Source organism: Rhodococcus sp. PAE-6 (assembly GCF_025290685.1).
Classification (GTDB): Bacteria; Actinomycetota; Actinomycetes; order Mycobacteriales; family Mycobacteriaceae; genus Rhodococcus; species Rhodococcus pyridinivorans.
In genome coordinates, this window is record NZ_JAOCLZ010000003.1 from 1 (window position 1) to 18,002 (window position 18,002).

At 65.7% G+C, this 18,002-nt stretch carries 16 protein-coding genes; 7 read left to right on the forward strand and 9 right to left on the reverse strand.

The features are described from left to right. From urtA to NVV99_RS07870, 7 genes are all read right to left on the reverse strand, one after another. The coding region (gene urtA, locus NVV99_RS07840) for an urea ABC transporter substrate-binding protein (protein ID WP_260782799.1) at positions 1–1,166 on the reverse strand (1,166 nt) is incomplete at its 3' end. Between the two features lie 79 nt (positions 1,167–1,245). Next, entirely contained in the window at positions 1,246–1,935 is a 690-nt protein-coding gene (locus NVV99_RS07845) for an urease accessory protein UreF (protein WP_024102410.1), read from the reverse strand. Next, positions 1,925–2,446 carry an urease accessory protein UreE gene (locus NVV99_RS07850; RefSeq protein WP_024102409.1) on the reverse strand — a complete coding sequence of 174 codons (522 nt, stop codon included), beginning with the start codon at positions 2,444–2,446 and terminating at the stop codon, positions 1,925–1,927. Before NVV99_RS07850 ends, NVV99_RS07845 begins: the two co-directional genes overlap by 11 nt. Before the next feature lies 1 nt (position 2,447). Beyond that, positions 2,448–3,296, reverse strand: a complete 849-nt coding sequence (locus tag NVV99_RS07855) for an urease accessory protein UreD (RefSeq protein ID WP_024102408.1) — start codon at positions 3,294–3,296, stop codon at positions 2,448–2,450. Further along, positions 3,293–3,919 (reverse strand): urease accessory protein UreG, encoded by a 627-nt coding sequence (gene ureG / locus NVV99_RS07860; protein WP_024102407.1) that lies wholly within the window; start codon positions 3,917–3,919, stop codon positions 3,293–3,295. The genes NVV99_RS07855 and ureG overlap by 4 nt, the downstream gene beginning before the upstream one ends. 9 nt (positions 3,920–3,928) lie before the next feature. Then, positions 3,929–5,644: an urease subunit alpha gene (ureC, locus tag NVV99_RS07865; protein WP_024102406.1), complete on the reverse strand. Its 1,716-nt coding sequence runs from the start codon at positions 5,642–5,644 to the stop codon at positions 3,929–3,931. Between the two features lie 23 nt (positions 5,645–5,667). Further along, the gene (locus NVV99_RS07870) at positions 5,668–6,375 is read right to left on the reverse strand and encodes an urease subunit beta (protein ID WP_024102405.1); all 708 of its coding nucleotides are present in this window, start codon (positions 6,373–6,375) and stop codon (positions 5,668–5,670) included. Positions 6,376–6,936: 561 nt separating this feature from the next. Between NVV99_RS07870 and NVV99_RS07875 the strand changes: the two genes are divergently transcribed. The 6 genes from NVV99_RS07875 to NVV99_RS07900 all read left to right on the forward strand — a co-directional run bounded on the left by NVV99_RS07875 (position 6,937) and on the right by NVV99_RS07900 (position 12,684). Further along, positions 6,937–8,445 (forward strand): ABC transporter substrate-binding protein, encoded by a 1,509-nt coding sequence (locus NVV99_RS07875; RefSeq protein ID WP_242411650.1) that lies wholly within the window; start codon positions 6,937–6,939, stop codon positions 8,443–8,445. Positions 8,446–8,531: 86 nt separating this feature from the next. Then, on the forward strand, positions 8,532–9,485 hold the full coding sequence (locus tag NVV99_RS07880; RefSeq protein ID WP_024102403.1) for an ABC transporter permease: 954 nt from the start codon (positions 8,532–8,534) through the stop codon (positions 9,483–9,485). Next, the gene (locus tag NVV99_RS07885) at positions 9,478–10,314 is read left to right on the forward strand and encodes an ABC transporter permease (RefSeq protein WP_024102402.1); all 837 of its coding nucleotides are present in this window, start codon (positions 9,478–9,480) and stop codon (positions 10,312–10,314) included. The genes NVV99_RS07880 and NVV99_RS07885 overlap by 8 nt, the downstream gene beginning before the upstream one ends. Next, positions 10,311–11,243, forward strand: coding sequence for an ABC transporter ATP-binding protein (locus NVV99_RS07890; RefSeq protein ID WP_024102401.1), 933 nt, complete (start codon positions 10,311–10,313; stop codon positions 11,241–11,243). Before NVV99_RS07885 ends, NVV99_RS07890 begins: the two co-directional genes overlap by 4 nt. Beyond that, positions 11,240–11,854 carry an ABC transporter ATP-binding protein gene (locus tag NVV99_RS07895; protein ID WP_041803492.1) on the forward strand — a complete coding sequence of 205 codons (615 nt, stop codon included), beginning with the start codon at positions 11,240–11,242 and terminating at the stop codon, positions 11,852–11,854. Before NVV99_RS07890 ends, NVV99_RS07895 begins: the two co-directional genes overlap by 4 nt. A gap of 242 nt (positions 11,855–12,096) precedes the next feature. Beyond that, the gene (locus NVV99_RS07900; protein WP_024102400.1) at positions 12,097–12,684 is read left to right on the forward strand and encodes an SDR family NAD(P)-dependent oxidoreductase; all 588 of its coding nucleotides are present in this window, start codon (positions 12,097–12,099) and stop codon (positions 12,682–12,684) included. A gap of 236 nt (positions 12,685–12,920) precedes the next feature. Here NVV99_RS07900 and NVV99_RS07905 read toward each other — a convergent pair whose 3' ends face one another. Next, a complete protein-coding gene (locus NVV99_RS07905) occupies positions 12,921–14,492 on the reverse strand; it encodes an FMN-binding glutamate synthase family protein (RefSeq protein ID WP_024102399.1) in 1,572 nt (523 codons plus the stop codon). 122 nt (positions 14,493–14,614) lie between these two features. Here NVV99_RS07905 and NVV99_RS07910 point away from each other — a divergent pair, with 122 nt between their 5' ends. Beyond that, entirely contained in the window at positions 14,615–16,984 is a 2,370-nt protein-coding gene (locus tag NVV99_RS07910) for an FdhF/YdeP family oxidoreductase (RefSeq protein WP_024102398.1), read from the forward strand. Positions 16,985–16,991: 7 nt separating this feature from the next. Here NVV99_RS07910 and NVV99_RS07915 read toward each other — a convergent pair whose 3' ends face one another. Beyond that, positions 16,992–17,990 carry an MBL fold metallo-hydrolase gene (locus NVV99_RS07915; RefSeq protein ID WP_041803906.1) on the reverse strand — a complete coding sequence of 333 codons (999 nt, stop codon included), beginning with the start codon at positions 17,988–17,990 and terminating at the stop codon, positions 16,992–16,994. Between the last annotated feature and the right edge of the window lie 12 nt (positions 17,991–18,002).

The following is an 18,002-nucleotide window of genomic DNA, read 5'->3' on the forward strand; positions in this document are numbered from 1 at the left end:
TAGATCAGGCCGTCGCCGCGGATCTCACCGACGCGAGCGGTCTTGGTGATGTGGTGGTTGTCGCCATCGATCGTGACCGCTCCTTCGGGGGTGGTGATGGAGACGCCGTCGGCTGCGTCTTGAACTGCACCGACGTCGAAGGATCCGGCTTTTTCGACCATTGCTTTCCAGAGGTAGACGCCGGTGTAGGCGGACTCCATCGGATCGGAGGTCACTCGGGTGTCGCCGAATCGGGATTTGAATTCGGCGACGAAGTTTCTGTTTTCGGGGCTTTCGATCGTCTGGTAGTAGTTCCAGGAGGCAAGGTGTCCTTCGAGGTTTTGGGCACCGATGCTGCGGACTTCCTCTTCTCCTACGCACATGGAGATGACGGGCATGTCGGCGCTGGTGAGGCCGACATTGGCGAATTCGCGGAAGAACGCGACCAGTGAGTCGCCGACCACCACATTGAAGACTGCGTCGGCGTCTGCGGTGCGGATCTTGTTGACGATGGTGGAGAAGTCGGTGGAGCCGAGCGGGGTGTAGTCCTCGCCCTTGATCTCGATGCCGTTGGCCTCGGCGTACGCCTTGACGATGCGGTTGGCGGTCTGCGGGAAGACGTAGTCGCTACCGACGAGGTAGAGCGACTTCACGCCCTGCTCCTTCAGGTAGTCCAGGGCCGGCACGATCTGCTGGTTGGTGGTCGCGCCGGTGTAGAAGATGTTCGACGACGACTCGAGACCTTCGTATTGCTGGCCGTAATAGAGCAGGGCGTTGTTGTCCTCGAAGACGGGCAGCATGGCCTTGCGGCTTGCGGAGGTGTAGCCGCCGAAGACGGCTGCGACACAGTCCGATCCGATGAGCTTTTCGGCCTTCTCGGCGAATACGGTGGGTTCGGATGCGCCGTCTTCGGCGATGAGCTGGAGTTGCTTGCCGAGAACTCCGCCGTCGGTGTTGATTTGTTCGACCGCGAGGGTGATGGCATCTCGAATGACGGTTTCGTTGATGGCGGTCGCGCCGGACAGTGAATTGATGGCGCCGACCTTGACAGTGTCGCCGGAGGTGTCGACGCACGATGCTGAGGCACTGGTGCTGGGGTCGTTGGCCTTACTTCCGCAGGCTGTCATGAGCACGGCCATGGTGATGGCGGTAGCTGATGTAAGAAGTGGACGTTTGAATGTTGACATGAGGGGACCTTTCGGGCGCGTCACAACAAAAGGATCTGGTCCGCGTCGTTGAGGCCGGATCGTGGAAATGGGAGAGGGGCTAGGTGCTGAACAGTCGTGCCGTGGCGGTCTCGTGTCGCATCGCGGCGATGTCCAGTTCCGGTACGAACGAGGTCATCGTCCTCAGCGGTGCGCATTCGGCTGTGCGCGTGAGATCTGCAATCCATGAGGTGTCGTCGAAGATGAGCTGTTGCGCCCGCATCGGGCCGATGCGACCGAGGCGCACAGCGGCGGAGAGTAGACCTGCATAGCTCGAGCGGATGGCGCCGGCGATGGCGCGGCTGCGTTCGATGCCGAGTGCTTGTTGTACGACGCCCTCGACGACGGCTTGGTTTCCGGGGGTGTGCCCTGCGATCACGAGTTCGAGGTACTCGATGTCGGTGACCACGGTCAGCGTTCGCCGTGCAACTGTGGCGAGTTGTCGTCCGCAGGATTCGGATGAGGTGCGTGCTGCGTGGGTGATCTTGTAGGCCCGGTGTAGGTGGTCGAGTTCGCACAGGGTCTCTGTGGAGTCGGCGGCCCACGCATGGCCCAGGACGACAGCATCGAGGGTCGCCACACTCCCGTTGATGTAGGCCCGGGCCACAGCACGTATCTGTGTTTCCTTGGCGTCGGGATGAGCCGCCAGCCACGCCTCGAGACCGTTGGAGTGGACGAAGCGGCCTGAGGGGAATGCGCTGTCGTGGAGTTGCAGCCAGGCCAGCTCGGCGAGCAGCGGTTCAGTGGCCATGGCCGTGCCCGTGTGGGTGGCTCGTGCCGTGGGTGTGGTGGTGGTCGGCTGAGGTATTGGTCCAGCCGTGTGCGGCCAGGGCGACCGCGTCGACTCGGGCGTTCAGGTGCAAGTCGCGCAGCATCTGCTCGGCAGCGTGCGCGCTGGTCATGAGGGGGGTGCGGAGTTGCTCGGCAGAGACTTCCAGGGGGGCGTGCTGGTTGCCCAGGATGTAGCCGAAGACCAATGCTCTCCGTATTGCGTCGACGCCAACATTGTCCGCGAAATCCATGACGACGGCGTCCTCTGGTGGGCGAGTGACGACGACGATGGTTGTTCCGTCGTCGGCGATCACTGCACCTTCGGACAGGAAGGTGCCTCGTGGGAGATTGACGGTCAATTCGTGTCCGGCGAGGGTTGTCAGCACTTGGCGGTGTTTACGTGCGTCACCCCATGGGATGCGGACGGTGTCGATCTGTCGATGTGCGTACTGGGGGTCGGTGGCGTCTCCGAGGATCGTTGTTGCTTCCATGTCACATCCTTGGAGTGAGAGGTCCGAGTTGGAGAACAGCGCGTCGGACGGTGGTCCAGAGTTCCTGGTGAACTTGGTGCAGGAGGGGAGCGCGATCGGTGAGTAGTCGGATGGATATTCCGAGGTCGTCGGGAAGCGCGCTTGTTGCACCGGTGAGGTGTGGAGTCGCGTCCAGTGTGGCGCGAACGTCCCTGGCAAGGTCGGAGAGATCGTGGCCGGGTGTGAGGACGAGCATCGACGCCACATAGTCGTGTCCACCGAGTACGCCGGGTGCTTGCGGATCGGTCTCAGTGGGGGCGAGGTGAATGGTGTCTCGTGCCTTGAGTCGACCGCGGTGGTAGATGTCGATCTGGGTACTGAGTTTGCGGTAAGAGAATCGTTCGCCGTGGCCGATGCGGCCAGAAGCGAACGCTTCCCAGCCAATGTACACGGAGGTGTCGGAAATGCTGATGACGTTGTGCTGCCGATACTCCGAACCATCATGAGGGATAATTGTTTTCGAACTATGCTCGACGACGGAGCCGGTGCCGATGTCCAATATCGTTGTTTGCGACGCTCCCGTTTGCCCGGCGAAGACTTGTGTGGCCGACTGGTAGGTGAGGTAGAGCCATGTGTTGTCGCCGGTGGTAAATCGCGTGATGAGGTTGTCTCCGGGGAAGATCCCTCCGGTGGGGTTCTGAATGCAGAGGAACGCCGCTGATGGGTTGTGCGGGTCCGCGTACATCGGCACGGTGATGCGCTGCGGGAACTGCTGACGCAGCGAGGCTATCTGGGTTTTCCCCGTACGGCCTCGCACGAGTGTGCATTCGAGCAGGCTTTCCGTGCCGGTCTCGGCGGTTGGGGCGCTCATGGCGCCGATGCCATGTTTTCCAGCATCGCGCCTCGCACGATGAGTTCGAACAGTTCATCGAGGCCCGTGCCGGAGCCGAGGTCGGTGAAGACGGAGGGCTTACCGGGGCGAGCGTGCGCGACGTCCGAGCGCATTCGGTCGAGATCAGCGCCCACGAGCGGGGCGAGGTCGATCTTGTTGATCACCAGAAGGTCCGCCTGGAGCATTCCGATGCCCTTCTTGCGCGGGATGTCGTCGCCGGCGGCGGTGTCGATGACGAAGATCCAGTAGTCGACGAGATCGGAGGTGAAGGTTGCGGCCAGATTGTCCCCACCCGATTCGATCAGGACGACCTGGAGTTCGGGGAACGAGTGCTCGAGGTGCGCGACTGCTGTGAGGTTCGCCGACGGATCCTCCCTGATCGCCGTGTGCGGGCAGGCGCCGGTCTCGACTGCGAGAACGCGCTGGGGATCGATCAGTCCGCTGCGGCGCACGCGCTGTGCGTCCTCGTCGGTCATGAGGTCGTTGGTGATAACCGCGATGTCGATGCCTGCCGCCCGGAACTTCGGTAGCAGCCGCTCGAGGAGCCGGGTCTTGCCGGAGCCGACGGGTCCGCCGATACCGATACGGATTGCTTCGGTCATGTCCGTCTCCTACTTGATCGTGTATCTGCGTCCGAGTGGAACGGACGTCATGGGTGTGCTGGTGCAGAGCTCGCCGTCCACTTCGACCCGGTAGGTGTCGGGGTCGATCCGGATGTCGGGGCAGTAATCGTTGTGAAGGAGGTCGCTCTTGGTTCTCGACCGGGCGTCTGTACACGGGATGAGGGGTGTTGCCAGCTCGAGGCGGTCCGCGAGTCCTCCCTCGATTGCGGCGCCGGCGACGAAGTTGACGGATACATCGGAGGGGGTCTTGCCGAATGCTGCCCATTGGGGTCGGTACTTGAGGGGTTCGCAGGTCATGAGTGAGGCGTTTGCTTCTCCCATGACCGACCAGGTGGGGAACCCGCCCTTGAAGACGACCTCGGGGCGGATGCCGAAGAACTTGGGTTCCCACAGCACGAAATCGGCGAGTTTGCCTGGTTCGAGTGATCCCACTTCGTGGTCGATTCCGAACATCCGGGCCGGATTGATGGTGAGTTTGGCGAGGTAGCGGAGGATGCGGTGGTTGTCTGCACCGGTTCCGGCGTCCTCGGGAAGAGCTCCGCGGGTGGCGCGCATATGGGATGCGAGTTGCCAGGTGCGGGCGATGGTTTCCCCGATGCGGCCCATACCCTGCGAGTCTGATCCCATGGCCGAGATTGCACCGAGATCGTGCAGGACGTCCTCGGCTGCAATGGTTTCGCGCCGGATGCGGGATTCCGCGAACGCGACGTCCTCAGGGATCCGGGGATTGAGGTGGTGGCAGACCATCACCATGTCGAGGTGTTCGTCGAAAGTGTTGATCGTGTACGGGTTTGTCGGGTTCGTCGAGGAAGGGAGGCAGTAGGATTCGCCGACTACTTGCATGATGTCGGGGGCGTGTCCACCGCCGGCGCCTTCGGCGTGGTAGGTGTGGATGTTGCGACCGGCGATGGCACGCATGGTGTCTTCGAAGAATCCGGCTTCGTTGAGGGTGTCGGAGTGAATCTGTACCTGCAGACCCAGTTCGTCGCCCGCATCGAGTGAGGCTCGGATAGCGGCCGGTGTTGCACCCCAGTCCTCATGGATCTTGTATCCGATGGCGCCCGCGAGGCCTTGTTCGATCAGTGGGGCGACGTGGGCGGCGCTGCCGTTGGCGAGGAATCCGAAGTTCAGGGGGAATTGTTCTACGGCTCTGAGCATTCGAGCCAAGTTTGTAGGGCCGGAACTGGTGATGCCGACGGTGACGGGTCCCAGGCCGCCGCCGATCATGGTGGTGATTCCGCTGGAGATGGCTTCTTCGATCAAGCCGACGCTGTCGAAGTGGACGTGCACGTCGATTGCGCCGGGGGTGACGATCATTCCTTCGCCCGAGCGGACATCGGTGCCGGCACCGATGATGAGGTCGGGGTGGACGCCGTCCATCAGTCGTGGGTTGCCGGACTTGCCGATCGCGGCGATGCGCCCGTTCTTGACGCCGATGTCCGTCTTGCGGATGCCTAGGACCGGGTCGATGAGCAATGCGTTGGTGATGACGAAGTCGAGGGCGCCGTCGGCGTTGGTGATGGAGTTGTGGACCGCCATCCCTTCGCGCATGGTTTTGCCGCCGCCGAAGACGGATTCGTCGCCGTAGACGGTGTCGTCTGCTTCGACGCGGGCGAGGAGTTCGGTGTCGGCGAGTCTGACTCGGTCTCCGGTGGTGGGACCGAAAAGTTCTGCGTAGTGGCGTCGCGATACGCGAATAGACACTGGCTTTTCCCTTCGCGTGGTTGTCAGGCGGGAGTGGACCGACGGAAGCCGGCGCGGTCCAGAGCGTCCAGGAGTTCTCGGGACGGTTGTTCACGCAGTGTTTCGTTGGTCATGTCGTTGAGCCCGTACAGTTCTCGCGTCCCACCGAAGGTGGTCAGCTGGATTGACCGTTCCTCGCCGGGCTCGAATCGGACTGCTGTGCCCGACGCGATGTCGAGGTGCATTCCGTAGGCTGTGCGCCGATCGAACAGCAGAGCGCGGTTGACCTCGAAGAAGTGGAAGTGTGAACCCACCTGGACGGGGCGATCACCGGTGTTGACCACGGTCAGCGTCGTGCTTCGCCGGTTGCGGTTCAGTTCGATGTCACCGTCTTCGACGAGTATCTCGCCGGGGTTCACCTCGGGTTCGGTGGAGGTGGTGTTGTTTCCCGGGCGTATGGGGTCGTGGATGGTAACGAGTTTCTGTCCGTCATCGAAGAATCCTTCTACCTGGACGGTGCCTACGAGGGTGGCGACGCCGGGGAGAAGGTCGTCTTCGGTGAGCAAGTGGGCACCTACGTGGGCTGCTTCGGCGACGGTGGCGCCGGCGCGGGCGGCTTCGACGACCTCGTCGGCGATCAGTGCTCGGGCTTCGGGGTAGCTGAGTTTGAGGCCCTTGTCCTTGTGGCGTCGTGCCAGCTCCGCGGCGAGGAAAAGGAGAAGCCGGTCCTCTTCCTTGGGGGTCAAGTGCACAGCACAGCTCCTCTGCTACGGGGATGACGAAGACCAACACCAGATCGGTGTTGCATGCCAGTGATCATTGTCTCCCGAAGGTGAATGAAGCAAGTTCAGATGCCCCTATCGTTCAGAAGTAAGCAGATCGAAACAATGACGAAACATACTGATCCGGGCAGCTTTTCGCATCCGAGTTTCTGCTATCTTGACCGCATCCGGCAACGATGAAGAATGTGGCCGTTCGCTTCGTCCCGCTTCTCAACGCAGGCGAGGGTTTTCGTCCCTCGAATCACGTTCTCGCCCGTCGACCCGACACACGATGGACGCGAGCACATCCTGCAGATTCACCTGCGCACCTGTGCAGATGAACAGTTGCGAGCAAGCAGATATCGGATTCGTGAAGAAGCCAGAACCTAGTTTGAGCAAGCTTCGATGCCGTTCAGGTGCCGCACGACGGCGCCCCGACAGGAAGGACCGCATGTGCGCCCACGTCCCCGGAGCCGGCTGGTAGCCGCTGTCCTGACGATCGTCGCCACGGCGACGGCCTGTGCCTCGACACCCGGCTCGCCTCCACCCCGCGTGGGCGCAGTGATTCTCGCGGACGGCTACGAACTCGGGGGCTACAACCCGGTCGCCGGTCACGGTGAGGCGGGGGAGTCGAAGATCTACGACGGGCTGCTGCGGTTGATCGGGGGAGAGGCCATGCCTGGTTTCGAGCCGGCACTGGCTGCGGAGATGCCGACGGTGAGCGACGACGGGCTGGTGTGGACGGTGACGGTGCGGCAGGGAGTCACCTTCACCGACGGCACCGCGTTCGACGCGACCGATATAGCGGCGACCTATGGGGCGATCCTCGACCCCGCATCGGCATCGCCGTTGGCGACGTCGATGGACATGATCGAAGCTGTCACCGCGGAGGACCCGCACCGGGTCCGCTTCGACCTGAAGTACCCCTACGCCGCGTTCCCGACGAAGCTGCTGCTTGGTATCGCACCGGCCGAGCGACTGTCCGGCGGCCCAGCGGTGGAGTCGCCGTTGAACACCGATCCGGTGGGCACCGGCCCCTACACGTTGGTATCGCTGCGCCCGGACCAGGCGGTGTTCGAGGCGAACGAGGACTACTGGGACGGTGCACCGCAGATCGAGCACCTGACGGTGGTGCACGTCCCGGACGACAATGCGCGCGCCCAACGGCTGGTCGCGGGGGAGGTCGACGGCGCGAACCTGCCGCCTCGGCTGGCCGCGACATTCACCGAGCGGCCGGGGTTCGAGGTGGCGTCGAACACCTCCGCCGACTGGCGCGGGGTGAGTCTGCCCGCCGGCAATCCGGTCACCGCGGACCCGGCGATCCGCGCCGCGCTGAACCGGGCGGTGGACCGGCAGGCGATCGTCGACCACGTGCTGGCCGGTTACGGGCGTCCCGCGTCGACGCCGCTGCCCGAGGTGTACGGCGCGGCGTACGAGCCGACCGCGGCATTCGAGTTCGACCCCGCCGCCGCCGAGCAGATCCTCGACGCCGCCGGCTGGATCCGATCCGCCGACGGAGTGCGTGAGAAGGCCGGGGTCCGTGCGGAGTTCACGGTCATGTACTTCCCCGAGGACACCTTGCGCCGCGACCTGGCGCAGGCGTTCGCCGCCGATGCCGACCGCATCGGGGTGCGGGTGAGCGTGCAGCCGGTCGACCGCGCGAGCCTGCCCGATCGGCTGCCGGTCGAGGCGGGTCTGCTCGGGGGCGGTGACCTGCCCTACGACCCGGATCCGCAGATCTACAGCACGCTGCACTCGAGCTACGCCCGGCCCGGTGTCGGCTCGCCCTACGACAACGCCTCCGGTTATGTGAACCCGGTCGTGGACGCCGCTCTCGATGCGGCGCGCCGTACCACCGACCCCGACGAGCGCGCCGCGCAGTACCGCAGCGTCCAGTCGGCGTATGTCGCCGATCCCGGCTATGTGATGCTCGTGTTCCTCGACCACACCTATGTCTCCAGGGACACCGAGTACACAGGTAGCACCCCGATTCTGGAGCCGCACAGTCACGGTGCCTCGTGGGGGCCGTGGTGGAACCTGCGCGAATGGACGCGGCCATGACCACCACCGTCACCCGGCCGGTATCAGCCGCCCCAGAGTCCACGACACCCTGCGTTCGTCGTCGCCGTGGCCGGGGGATTGTTCGGATGAGCATCCGGCGTGCGCTGTTCGCGATCCCGCTGACCGCAGCGGTCTCGCTCGTGCTGTTCGCCCTGGCTGCAGGCTCTCCGTTCGATCCGCTCGTCGGCTATCTCGGGGACCGTTATCTGACGATGTCGACGGCCGACAAACAGCGTGTGGCAACCGAACTCGGACTCGACGCCTCGTGGTGGCAGCAGTGGGCGAGCTGGATCGGCCATGCTGTCACCGGCGACCTCGGGTCCTCGCGCAGCTACGCCCAACCGGTCACCACCGTGCTGGCCGAGCGCGGCCCGTGGACACTGCTGCTGTCCGGCACCGCACTTGCTGCCGCCATCGTGATCGCGCTGGTCGCAGGGATGTGGGCGGGCCTGCGCCCCCAAAGCCGGCTCGACCGCGCCATCGCGGCCACCACGACGGTGGTGCAGGCCGTGCCCCCGTTCGTGCTGTCCCTCGGCGCGGTGACCGTCTTCGCGGTATCCCTGCGGTGGTTGCCGGTGGCAGGGCTGACCGATCCCGGCGCCGACCCCACCGCCGCGCAGGTCGCCCGGCATCTGGTCCTGCCGGTGGCGGGGCTGACCCTGTCGCTGCTGCCGTGGCTGGTGCACTCGTTGCGTCAATCCGTGCGCAGCGCTGCCGAATCCGACGCCGTCCTCGGCGCTCGCGCCCGGGGCTTGCCCGAACGGGTCGTGGTCGGCCGTCATCTGCTGCCCGCCGCGCTCGGGCCGTTCACCACCGTCATCGGGCTGCGGTTGCCCGAGCTGCTCGTCGGAGCGGCGATCGTCGAGGAGATCTTTTCCTGGCCCGGGCTCGCCGGCAGTCTCGTCACCGCCGCCCGCGAACTGGACTTCCCGCTGCTCGCGGCACTGACGATCGGCACCACGTGGTTGGTGCTGGCCGGGTCGCTGCTCGCCGACCTCGCACACGCGTTTCTCGACCCGCAGGTGGCCGACGATGCGTAGCCTCCTGCGCCGCCCCCACAGCCTGATCGGGGCGATCGTTGTTCTCACCGTGATCGCGGTGTACGCGCTGGTCGTCCCGATGCTGACCGGGACAAACCCAGGATTGACCGACTTCGCAGCCGCCTACCAACCGCCTTCCGGCTCGCACTGGTTCGGCACCGACCTTGCCGGCCGGGACCTGTTCGTCCGCACCGCCGCCGGGCTGCGGGTGTCCCTGGTGATCGCCGCGGTCTGCGCGGTCGCCTCCGCAGTCTTGGGGGTGGCGGTCGGTGTCGCCGCCGGCGCACTCGGCGGCTGGGTCGACCGGATCGTGATGCGGCTGGTCGACGGGATCAACGCGCTGCCGCACCTGCTCCTCGGGATCGTTGTCGTCGCGCTCTATCCCGGCAATCTGGTCGCGATCGTCGCGTCGATCGCGCTCACCCACTGGACGCAGGTAGCGCGCATCGCGCGCGCCGAGGTCCGCGCCGCGCGTTCGGCCACCTACCTCGAGGCCGCGCGCCTGTCCGGCGCGACCCGCACCCGGATCGCCATTACCCATCTCGTCCCGGCCGCCGCGGGGCAGGGGATCGTCGCGGTGATTCTGCTGCTCCCGCACGCGATCTGGCACGAGTCCACGCTCTCGTTCCTCGGCCTCGGGTTGCCTCCGGACCAGGCGTCGCTCGGGACGCTGCTGCAGGACGCCCGCGCCGCCGTGCTGACCGGTGCCTGGTGGACCCTTCTGTTCCCCGCGGCCGCACTGGTCGTCACCACTCTCGCCGTCGCGGTCGTCGGCGCCGCCGTGCGTGACCGCATCACCCCGCCACTGCCGGAAAGGGCTATCCGATGACCACCCCCGCGCTGACCCTCGACGGGCTCACCGTCCGTATCCCGACCGCCGCCGGAACCGTGCACGCCGCCACCGATGTCGACCTCACCCTGACCGCCGGGCAGGTGCACGCCCTGGTCGGCGAATCCGGCTGCGGAAAATCCGTCGTCGGTGCCGCGATCTGCGGGCTGCTGCCGAGGGCAGCGACCGTCCACGGCGGCATCACCCTCTACCATCCTGGCAGCGTCGACGTCCACCTGGAGGGAGCCGGGGCGCGCACCTGGCGGAAGGTCCGCGGCCGCCGGATCGCGTGGATCCCGCAGTCCGCCGCTACCTACCTCACCCCGGTCCGCAGCGTCGGCGACCAGCTCGCGGAAACGTGCCGGCACCTACGCTCGACGCACACCCCCGTCGCGCTGTTGACCCGGGTCGGCCTCGAGCCCGCGGTCGCCGGCCTCTACCCGCACGAACTATCGGGAGGCATGGCCCAACGCGCTGCGATCGCCTTCGCCCTCGCGGGTGACCCGCAGGTGATCGTCGCCGACGAACCCACCTCGAATCTCGATCCGGACCTGACCGAGCACACCCTGCAGCTCCTCCGGGCGGCCGCAGACGCGGGGGCCGCGGTCCTGCTCATCAGTCACGACCTCGATACCCTCCCGGCCCACACCGACCGCATCGCCGTCATGTACGCCTCCCGCATCGTCGAAACCGGCCCCACCGCAGCGGTGTTCGTCGATCCCTGGCACCCCTGCACCCGCGACCTGCTCGCCGCGCTACCGAGCGGCGGACTGCACCCGATCCCCGGCATGCCCCCGACCCTGACCGACCTGCCGAACGAGTGCGTCTACCACCGACGCCGACCCGCACCCGGATTCTCCGGCGGCCCCACCTACATCGCACAACATGGTGACCGGTCCGTGCGTCGCCTGATCGGGGCCGTCTCGTGAGTCTGCAGGCCCACCGCATCACCGCCGGTCATCACGGGGGCGAGCCTGTGCTCACCAACGTCAGCCTGACCATTCCCGCCGGCAGCATCACAGGACTCATCGGAGCATCCGGCAGCGGCAAAACCACCCTCGCGCGCGTCCTGGCCGGACTGCACACCCCGCAACACGGCCACATCACCCTCGACGACAAGCCGCTGTCCGTAGCTGTACCTGGCACGGTCGCGATGCTGTTCCAGTCACCCCGACAGGCCGTCACCGCACGGTGGACCCTATGCCGGATCATCGCCGAACCACTCCGCACCCGCCGCGGTCGCGCCGACACCGTCCACGCTGCTGCACAGCGAGTCGGGCTGACCGGCGATCTCCTCGACCGTCGTCCCCATGAGGTGTCCGACGGGCAACTCCAACGCGCCTGCCTTGCGCGCGCTCTCGTCCAGCGGCCGCGCTACCTGATCTGCGACGAGATGACCGCGATGCTCGACCCGGCCACCACTGCGGCGCTGACCACGGTCATCACCGAGGAAACCCGCAGTGGCCTCGGCGTTCTCGCCATCAGCCACCACCATGGTCTTCTCGAGGTCTGGGCTGATCACGTGATCGCCTGGGCGTGACCACTGAGCCGGAAGGGACTCTCCACACAGGCTGGCGGTTCCGGCAGCATCGACTTGACACCAGCGTGAGGTGAGGAACCATCGCTTGGGGCTGGTCGTCATCAGAGCAGGCTATCGAGCAGACGAACGGCCAATCCTGAGCAACCACTCTGCGACGCCCTGACGAAGTGCACGCCAGATCTGGGCCGACGGTTGCGCCCGACAACGAATCGCCTACTCGATAGTATGTTCGAATTGCTGAGGTGGTGGACCATGGCGGTAGCCGCGGTATCGGCGCCGCCATTGCCGCGCAACTCGCCGACACCGGCGCAAGCGTGGTGATCGCAGGCGTCCTCGACGACAAAGGAGTCAAGACCACAGCCGATCTCGGCGGCAAGGCGAAGTACGTCCATCTGGACGTGACCGACGAACAGGACTGGCTCCGCGCACTCGACATCGCCGAATCGGTCGGTCCACTTCGTGCCTTGATCAACAACGCCGGGATTCTGGCGGCCGGCACCATCGAGGAGCAGGACCGCGCCGAGTTCGAGCATGTCCTGCAGGTCAATCTGGTCGGGACCTGGCTGGGCATGCATGTCGCCGGTCCGGTCCTGCGCCGCAACCACGGCACGATCGACGGTGTCCTGGTCGAGGAAGCGTCGTCGGAGCAGGATTCGGTACTGCGTGTCGATGGGGATCGCGACGGGTGCCGACATGTGGCCTCGGCCCCTCTCATCGCGTTCGCATGGAACGAGTTCTGTTCCGCCCCTGCATTACTCCACGCTGCACCAACTCGACACTGTCACCCGGTGATTTGTTCAGGCAACCATTCCTCGGGAAGAAATTGGTAGTCACCCTCCCTGGGGCATCCGAAGGTACGGATGCCGAGGTTCGACGAACGGCTGTGACATTCTCGAGATGGTTCCGGACCGGTAGAGGGTGATGACGCATGCTCCACCGAGACCGATTGTGCTGCAGATCCACACGGTTCCGCCGACCTCTGTGTGTCGGCGGTGTCGTGCAGATTGCCAGACCGGTTCCGGTCGGTGGGTCGTTCGGTCCGTACCGCCGACGCACGCGCGCACGACTACGACGTAGCCGTCGACCTCTCGGCCCCACCTGGTGTCGTCACCGCTTCCACGGTCATCAGACGCGTGATCTCCTCCCGGACCGCCTGCGACGGCAGTCCCCACCCGTCTCGGTAGCCGTACAGCTCCCGCAGGGTGACGGCGCGTCGATTGCCGTCGGCGATCTCGATGTCGTCGACAGTGATGAGGCCGGGATGCGCCACACCCGTCGCCTGCGCGATCTTGAACACGTCGCGGCGGAGGGCTTCGATGTAGTCGGCGACGCGGTCGGCCTTGGTCGGGACGTCGAGTCCTCGGGTGAGCCAACGGTTCTGCGTCGCCACGCCGGTGGGGCACCGGTCGGTATGGCATTTCTGCGCCTGGATGCATCCGATCGAGAACATCGGTTCGCGGGCGACGTTGACCATGTCGCATCCGAGCGCCATCGCCACCACCGCGTTGTCGGGCAGGCCGAGTTTGCCGGCACCGATGAAGGTGACGTCGTCGGTCAAGCCGGCTTCGGCGAATGTCGCGTAGACCCGCGCGAAGCCGCTGCGGAACGGAAGCGATACGGCGTCGGCGAACACCAATGGTGCAGCGCCGGTTCCACCTTCGCCGCCGTCGATGGTGACGAAGTCGACTCCGCGGTCGGTCTCGCTCATCTGGCGTATGAGTTCGTCCCAGAAGGTCGTGTCGCCCACGGCGGACTTGATCCCCACGGGAAGTCCCGTTTCGGCTGCGAGCAGTTCGACCCAGTCGAGCAGGCTGTCGATGTCGTGGAACTCCGTGTGGCGCGACGGGCTCACGCAGTCCTTGCCGACGGGGATTCCACGGACCTCGGCGATCTCCGGGGTGACCTTGGCTCCGGGTAGCAATCCGCCCAGTCCGGGCTTGGCGCCTTGGCTGAGTTTGATCTCCAGGGCACGCACGGGTGCCGATTCGACGACCCGCTTCAGTCGTGCGAGGTCGAAGTGTCCGTCCTCGTCGCGGCACCCGAAATAGCCGGTGCCGATCTGGAAGATCAATTCTCCGCCGTTGCGGTGGTACGTCGTCAGGCCGCCTTCACCGGTGTTCTGCAGGCATCCGGCCGTCCCGGCACCCCGGTTGAGTGCTTCCACGGCGGCACCGGACAGCGAACCGAAGCTCATCGCCGAGATGTTGACGAACGACTCGGGACGGAAGGCACGGGTACGTCCCCGGGCAGCGCCGAGCACCTTCGCGGACGGGAGCGACACCTTGTCGCCCCCGTGAGGGGCACTCGACGGCGGCAGGTCCGAGAACGTGCGGTGCTTGATGATCGTGTACCCGTCGGTGTACTCGATGTCGTTGTCGCTGCCGAATCCGAAGGTGTTGGTGACGTTCTTCGACGAAGCGTATATCCACCGGCGCTGATCGCGGTTGAACGGCCGTTCCTCATTGTTGTTCGTCGTGATGTACTGCCGCAGTTCGGGTCCCAGCGACTCCAGCAGATAGCGACCGTGCCCGAGAATCGGGAAGTTGCGTAGCAGTGAATGGCGCTTCTGCACAAGATCGTAGGCACCGACAGCGGCCGCCGCAGCGGCCGGGATTCCGAGCATTTTCGACCGTCCCATTTCCCGAGAGTACGTCCGGGTGGGGCTGCGCGATGCGGGTCCGGGCGTAATCGCCGACCCGTTTCGGCAGGCGGCGGACCGGGGTACTCCTCGGCAAACCGTGCGTGGGGAGGGGTGATCGAATGCGGAACCGTGACCGGCAGGCCGACTACGACGAAGGCGACCTCGAGGTCGAAGACCGGAAGAAGGCCGCAGCGGGTGTCACCGGCGTCGCCGTGGCGGTGAAGCGATCCCTCGAGCAGATGGGGCTGGTGCGTTCGGTCGAGACACTGCTCGAGTTGAACCAGGCCGAAGGGTTCGACTGCCCGAGTTGCGCGTGGCCCGATCCCGACCCCGGTCATCGCAAGATCGCCGAGTTCTGCGAGAACGGCGCCAAGGCCGTCGCCGAGGAGGGCACCAAGCGACGTGCCGACCCGAGCTTCTTCGCGCGGTACAGCATCGCGGAACTGGCCGAGCACAGCGAGCTGTGGCTCGGCAAGCAGGGCCGCATCACGCATCCGATGGTCAAGCGGCCCGGCGCCACGCACTACACCCCGATCGAGTGGGACGAGGCCTTCACCCTCATCGGTGATCAGCTGAAGTCGCTGGACAGCCCCGATCAGGCCACCTTCTACACGTCCGGACGGGCATCGAACGAAGCGGCCTTCGTGTACCAGCTGTTCGCGCGGGCATTCGGGACCAACAATCTGCCCGACTGCTCGAACATGTGCCACGAGTCCACGAGCATCGCGCTGCAGGAGTCGATCGGCATCGGCAAGGCCAGCGTCACGCTCGACGATGTGCACCACGCCGAGCTGATCATCCTGCAGGGGCAGAACCCCGGCACCAACCACCCGCGCATGCTCACCGCACTCGAAGAGGCCAAGCAGAACGGCGCGAAGATCCTGACGATCAACCCGCTGCGCGAAGCGGGGCTGGTCAACTTCCGGAACCCGCAGACACCGCGCGGCGTGCTCGGTCGGGGAACGGATCTGTCCGACCTGCATCTGTCGATCAGGGTGAATGGCGACCTCGCGCTGCTGCAGACGTTCGGGTCGCTGCTCGTCGAATGGGACGCGCTCGACCACGACTTCGTGCAGAGCCGCACCCGGGGATTCGACGAATGGGTCGAACACGTCCGGGACATCGACTGGGATGAGGTGGTCGCCGCGACCGGCCTGTCGCGTCAGCAGATCACCGAGGCCGCGCAGATGCTGCGACGCTCGAAGGCAACGGTCTTCTGCTGGGCCATGGGCCTGACTCAACACCGCAACGCGGTCGCGACCATCAAGGAGATCTGCAATCTCGCATTCGCGCAGGGCAACATCGGTAAGCGCGGCGCCGGCCTCATGCCCGTGCGCGGACACTCGAACGTCCAGGGCGACCGCACGATGGGGATCTGGGAACGCGCACCGCAGAGTTTCCTCGACGCGGTCGAGAAGGAGTTCGGTTTCGATCCTCCTCGTGAGAACGGTTACGACACGGTCGATTCGATCAAGGCGATGCGCGACGGCAAGGTGCGGTTCTTCCTCGGCCTCGGCGGCAACTTCGTGCAGGCGGCACCGGACACTGCCGTCACCGCCGGGGCGATGGCAGGTATCGACATGACGGTGCACATCTCGACGAAACCCAACCGCTCCCATCTGGTCTGCGGCAGAACCGCATTGATCCTTCCGTCGCTCGGGCGCACCGACAAGGACGTCCAGGTCTCGGGACCGCAGTTCGTGTCGGTCGAGGACACGACGTGCGCGGTCCACGCCTCCCGAGGACCGCTGAAACCGCCCAGCGAGCACGTGCGTTCGGAGGTCGCGATCATCACGGGCATCGCCGAGGCCACGCTCGGCGACCGCTACGGGATCGACTGGAAGGCGATGCGCGACGACTACGCGAACATCCGCTCGCGCATCTCCCGCGTGGTCCCGGGTTGTGAAGGCTACGAGGTCAACGTCCGGCGTCCGGGAGGATTCATCCTGCCGCATCCGCCCCGCGACACCCGAAGCTTCGAGACCGATTCGGGTAAAGCGGAATTCGCCGTCTCGCCGGTAGAAGTGGTTCAGGTCCCGCCGGGGCATCTGTTGCTGCAGACGATGCGCAGTCACGACCAGTTCAACACCACCATCTACGGCCTCAGCGACCGCTACCGCGGCATCGAGGGCGGCCGTCGCGTCATATTCATGCACCGGGACGACATCGCCGCACTGGGTTTCGACGACGGAGACTTCGTCGACCTGTTCACACGATGGGACGGTGACGACCGCGAACGGTGCGCCACGAGGTTCCGGATCGTCGAGTACGACCTGCCGAGGGGAAGTGCGGCCGCCTACTATCCGGAGACCAACCCTCTCGTCCCGCTCGATTCGACTGCACTGAAGAGCAACTGCCCCACCTACAAGTCGATCGTGATCTCCCTGGCTCCTGCCGGACGCGACGAGTGCCCGGCCGCGCTCGGAACCGCGCCCGTGGGGTCGGACCGGTCGCACAAGACGACCCCGGAGCCGAAGCACCTGTCCTGACCGGCGGTCAGGACGCCTCGAATGCTCCTTCGCGCAGCAGTGTTTCGGCCGCGACGAAGGCTGCGACGCGACGTGCGACGGTGGGCGGCGCCGGTGGGTTGCCGTTCCACTGGTCGAACAGCGTGCTCAGGCTCAGTGCGATGCGCTCCGGCGACTCCCAGTGACGCCACGCATCGAAATCTTTCGTGAGCACGAGTTTCCGCGTTGTTTCGAGCGGGGTGAGTCCGGCCCGGTGATGATCCTGGGCGGCATCGCGCAGCCACAGCCAGTAGTCGCGCAGTGCTCGGATCTCCGCCGCACCGCAGGTCGGCCCGTGCCCGGGTACGTACACGTCGGCGTCCCAGCCGAGCAGCCGATCGAGCGCCGACAACCAGTTGTCGAGCGGGCCGTGCCACAGGATCGGCGTCGACCCGATGAACAGCAGGTCGCCGGTGAAGACCACGCCGGCGTCGGGGACACGGGCGACGAGATCGCCGGCCGTGTGGCACGGCCCGAGCTGCTCGAGTTCGACCACGCGACCACCGATCTCCAGAGACAGCGAGGTCGTGAAAATGGTGTCGGGCATCCGGGGTGTGCGACGGGGAAAGCGGGCGTCGCCGCGGACGCGCGCCATGTAGGCACCTGCCGCGCCGATCGGTCCCGGCAGCCGCCGGATCAGCGAGCCCGTGCCCGCAAGCACCGTGAGGGCGCGCGGTGGAAGATCTTCGCGCATGGCGTCCAGTGCGGCGGCGCTGGTGATGATCCGTGTGTCGGATGGCAGCGTGTCGTTGCCCCACCAGTGGTCACCGTCGCTGTGGGTGTTCACCGCGTCGGTGATCGGAGCATGGGCGACCAGCGGTGCCTGCGCCTCGGCGATGCGCTGCGCCCATGCGACGTCCCATGCGGTATCGACGACCAGCGACGCCGTTCCCGGTGCGACGACCAACCCGGTGTTGGCCTCACCCCAACCGCCGGGGGTGCGCACGAACGCCCAGACCCCGTCACCGACCTGCTGCAATCCACTCATGTCGACCTCCCG

Excerpts from the sequence above, each read along its gene's own strand:
- NVV99_RS07845 (WP_024102410.1), bottom strand. The coding sequence starts at position 1,935 with ATGGCCACTGAACCGCTGCTCGCCGAGCTGGCCTGGCTGCAACTCCAC.
- NVV99_RS07850 (WP_024102409.1), bottom strand. The coding sequence starts at position 2,446 with ATGGAAGCAACAACGATCCTCGGAGACGCCACCGACCCCCAGTACGCA.
- NVV99_RS07855 (WP_024102408.1), bottom strand. The coding sequence starts at position 3,296 with ATGAGCGCCCCAACCGCCGAGACCGGCACGGAAAGCCTGCTCGAATGC.
- ureG (WP_024102407.1), bottom strand. The coding sequence starts at position 3,919 with ATGACCGAAGCAATCCGTATCGGTATCGGCGGACCCGTCGGCTCCGGC.
- NVV99_RS07880 (WP_024102403.1), top strand. The coding sequence starts at position 8,532 with ATGAGCATCCGGCGTGCGCTGTTCGCGATCCCGCTGACCGCAGCGGTC.
- NVV99_RS07885 (WP_024102402.1), top strand. The coding sequence starts at position 9,478 with ATGCGTAGCCTCCTGCGCCGCCCCCACAGCCTGATCGGGGCGATCGTT.
- NVV99_RS07890 (WP_024102401.1), top strand. The coding sequence starts at position 10,311 with ATGACCACCCCCGCGCTGACCCTCGACGGGCTCACCGTCCGTATCCCG.
- NVV99_RS07905 (WP_024102399.1), bottom strand. The coding sequence starts at position 14,492 with ATGGGACGGTCGAAAATGCTCGGAATCCCGGCCGCTGCGGCGGCCGCT.
- NVV99_RS07910 (WP_024102398.1), top strand. The coding sequence starts at position 14,615 with ATGCGGAACCGTGACCGGCAGGCCGACTACGACGAAGGCGACCTCGAG.
- NVV99_RS07915 (WP_041803906.1), bottom strand. The coding sequence starts at position 17,990 with ATGAGTGGATTGCAGCAGGTCGGTGACGGGGTCTGGGCGTTCGTGCGC.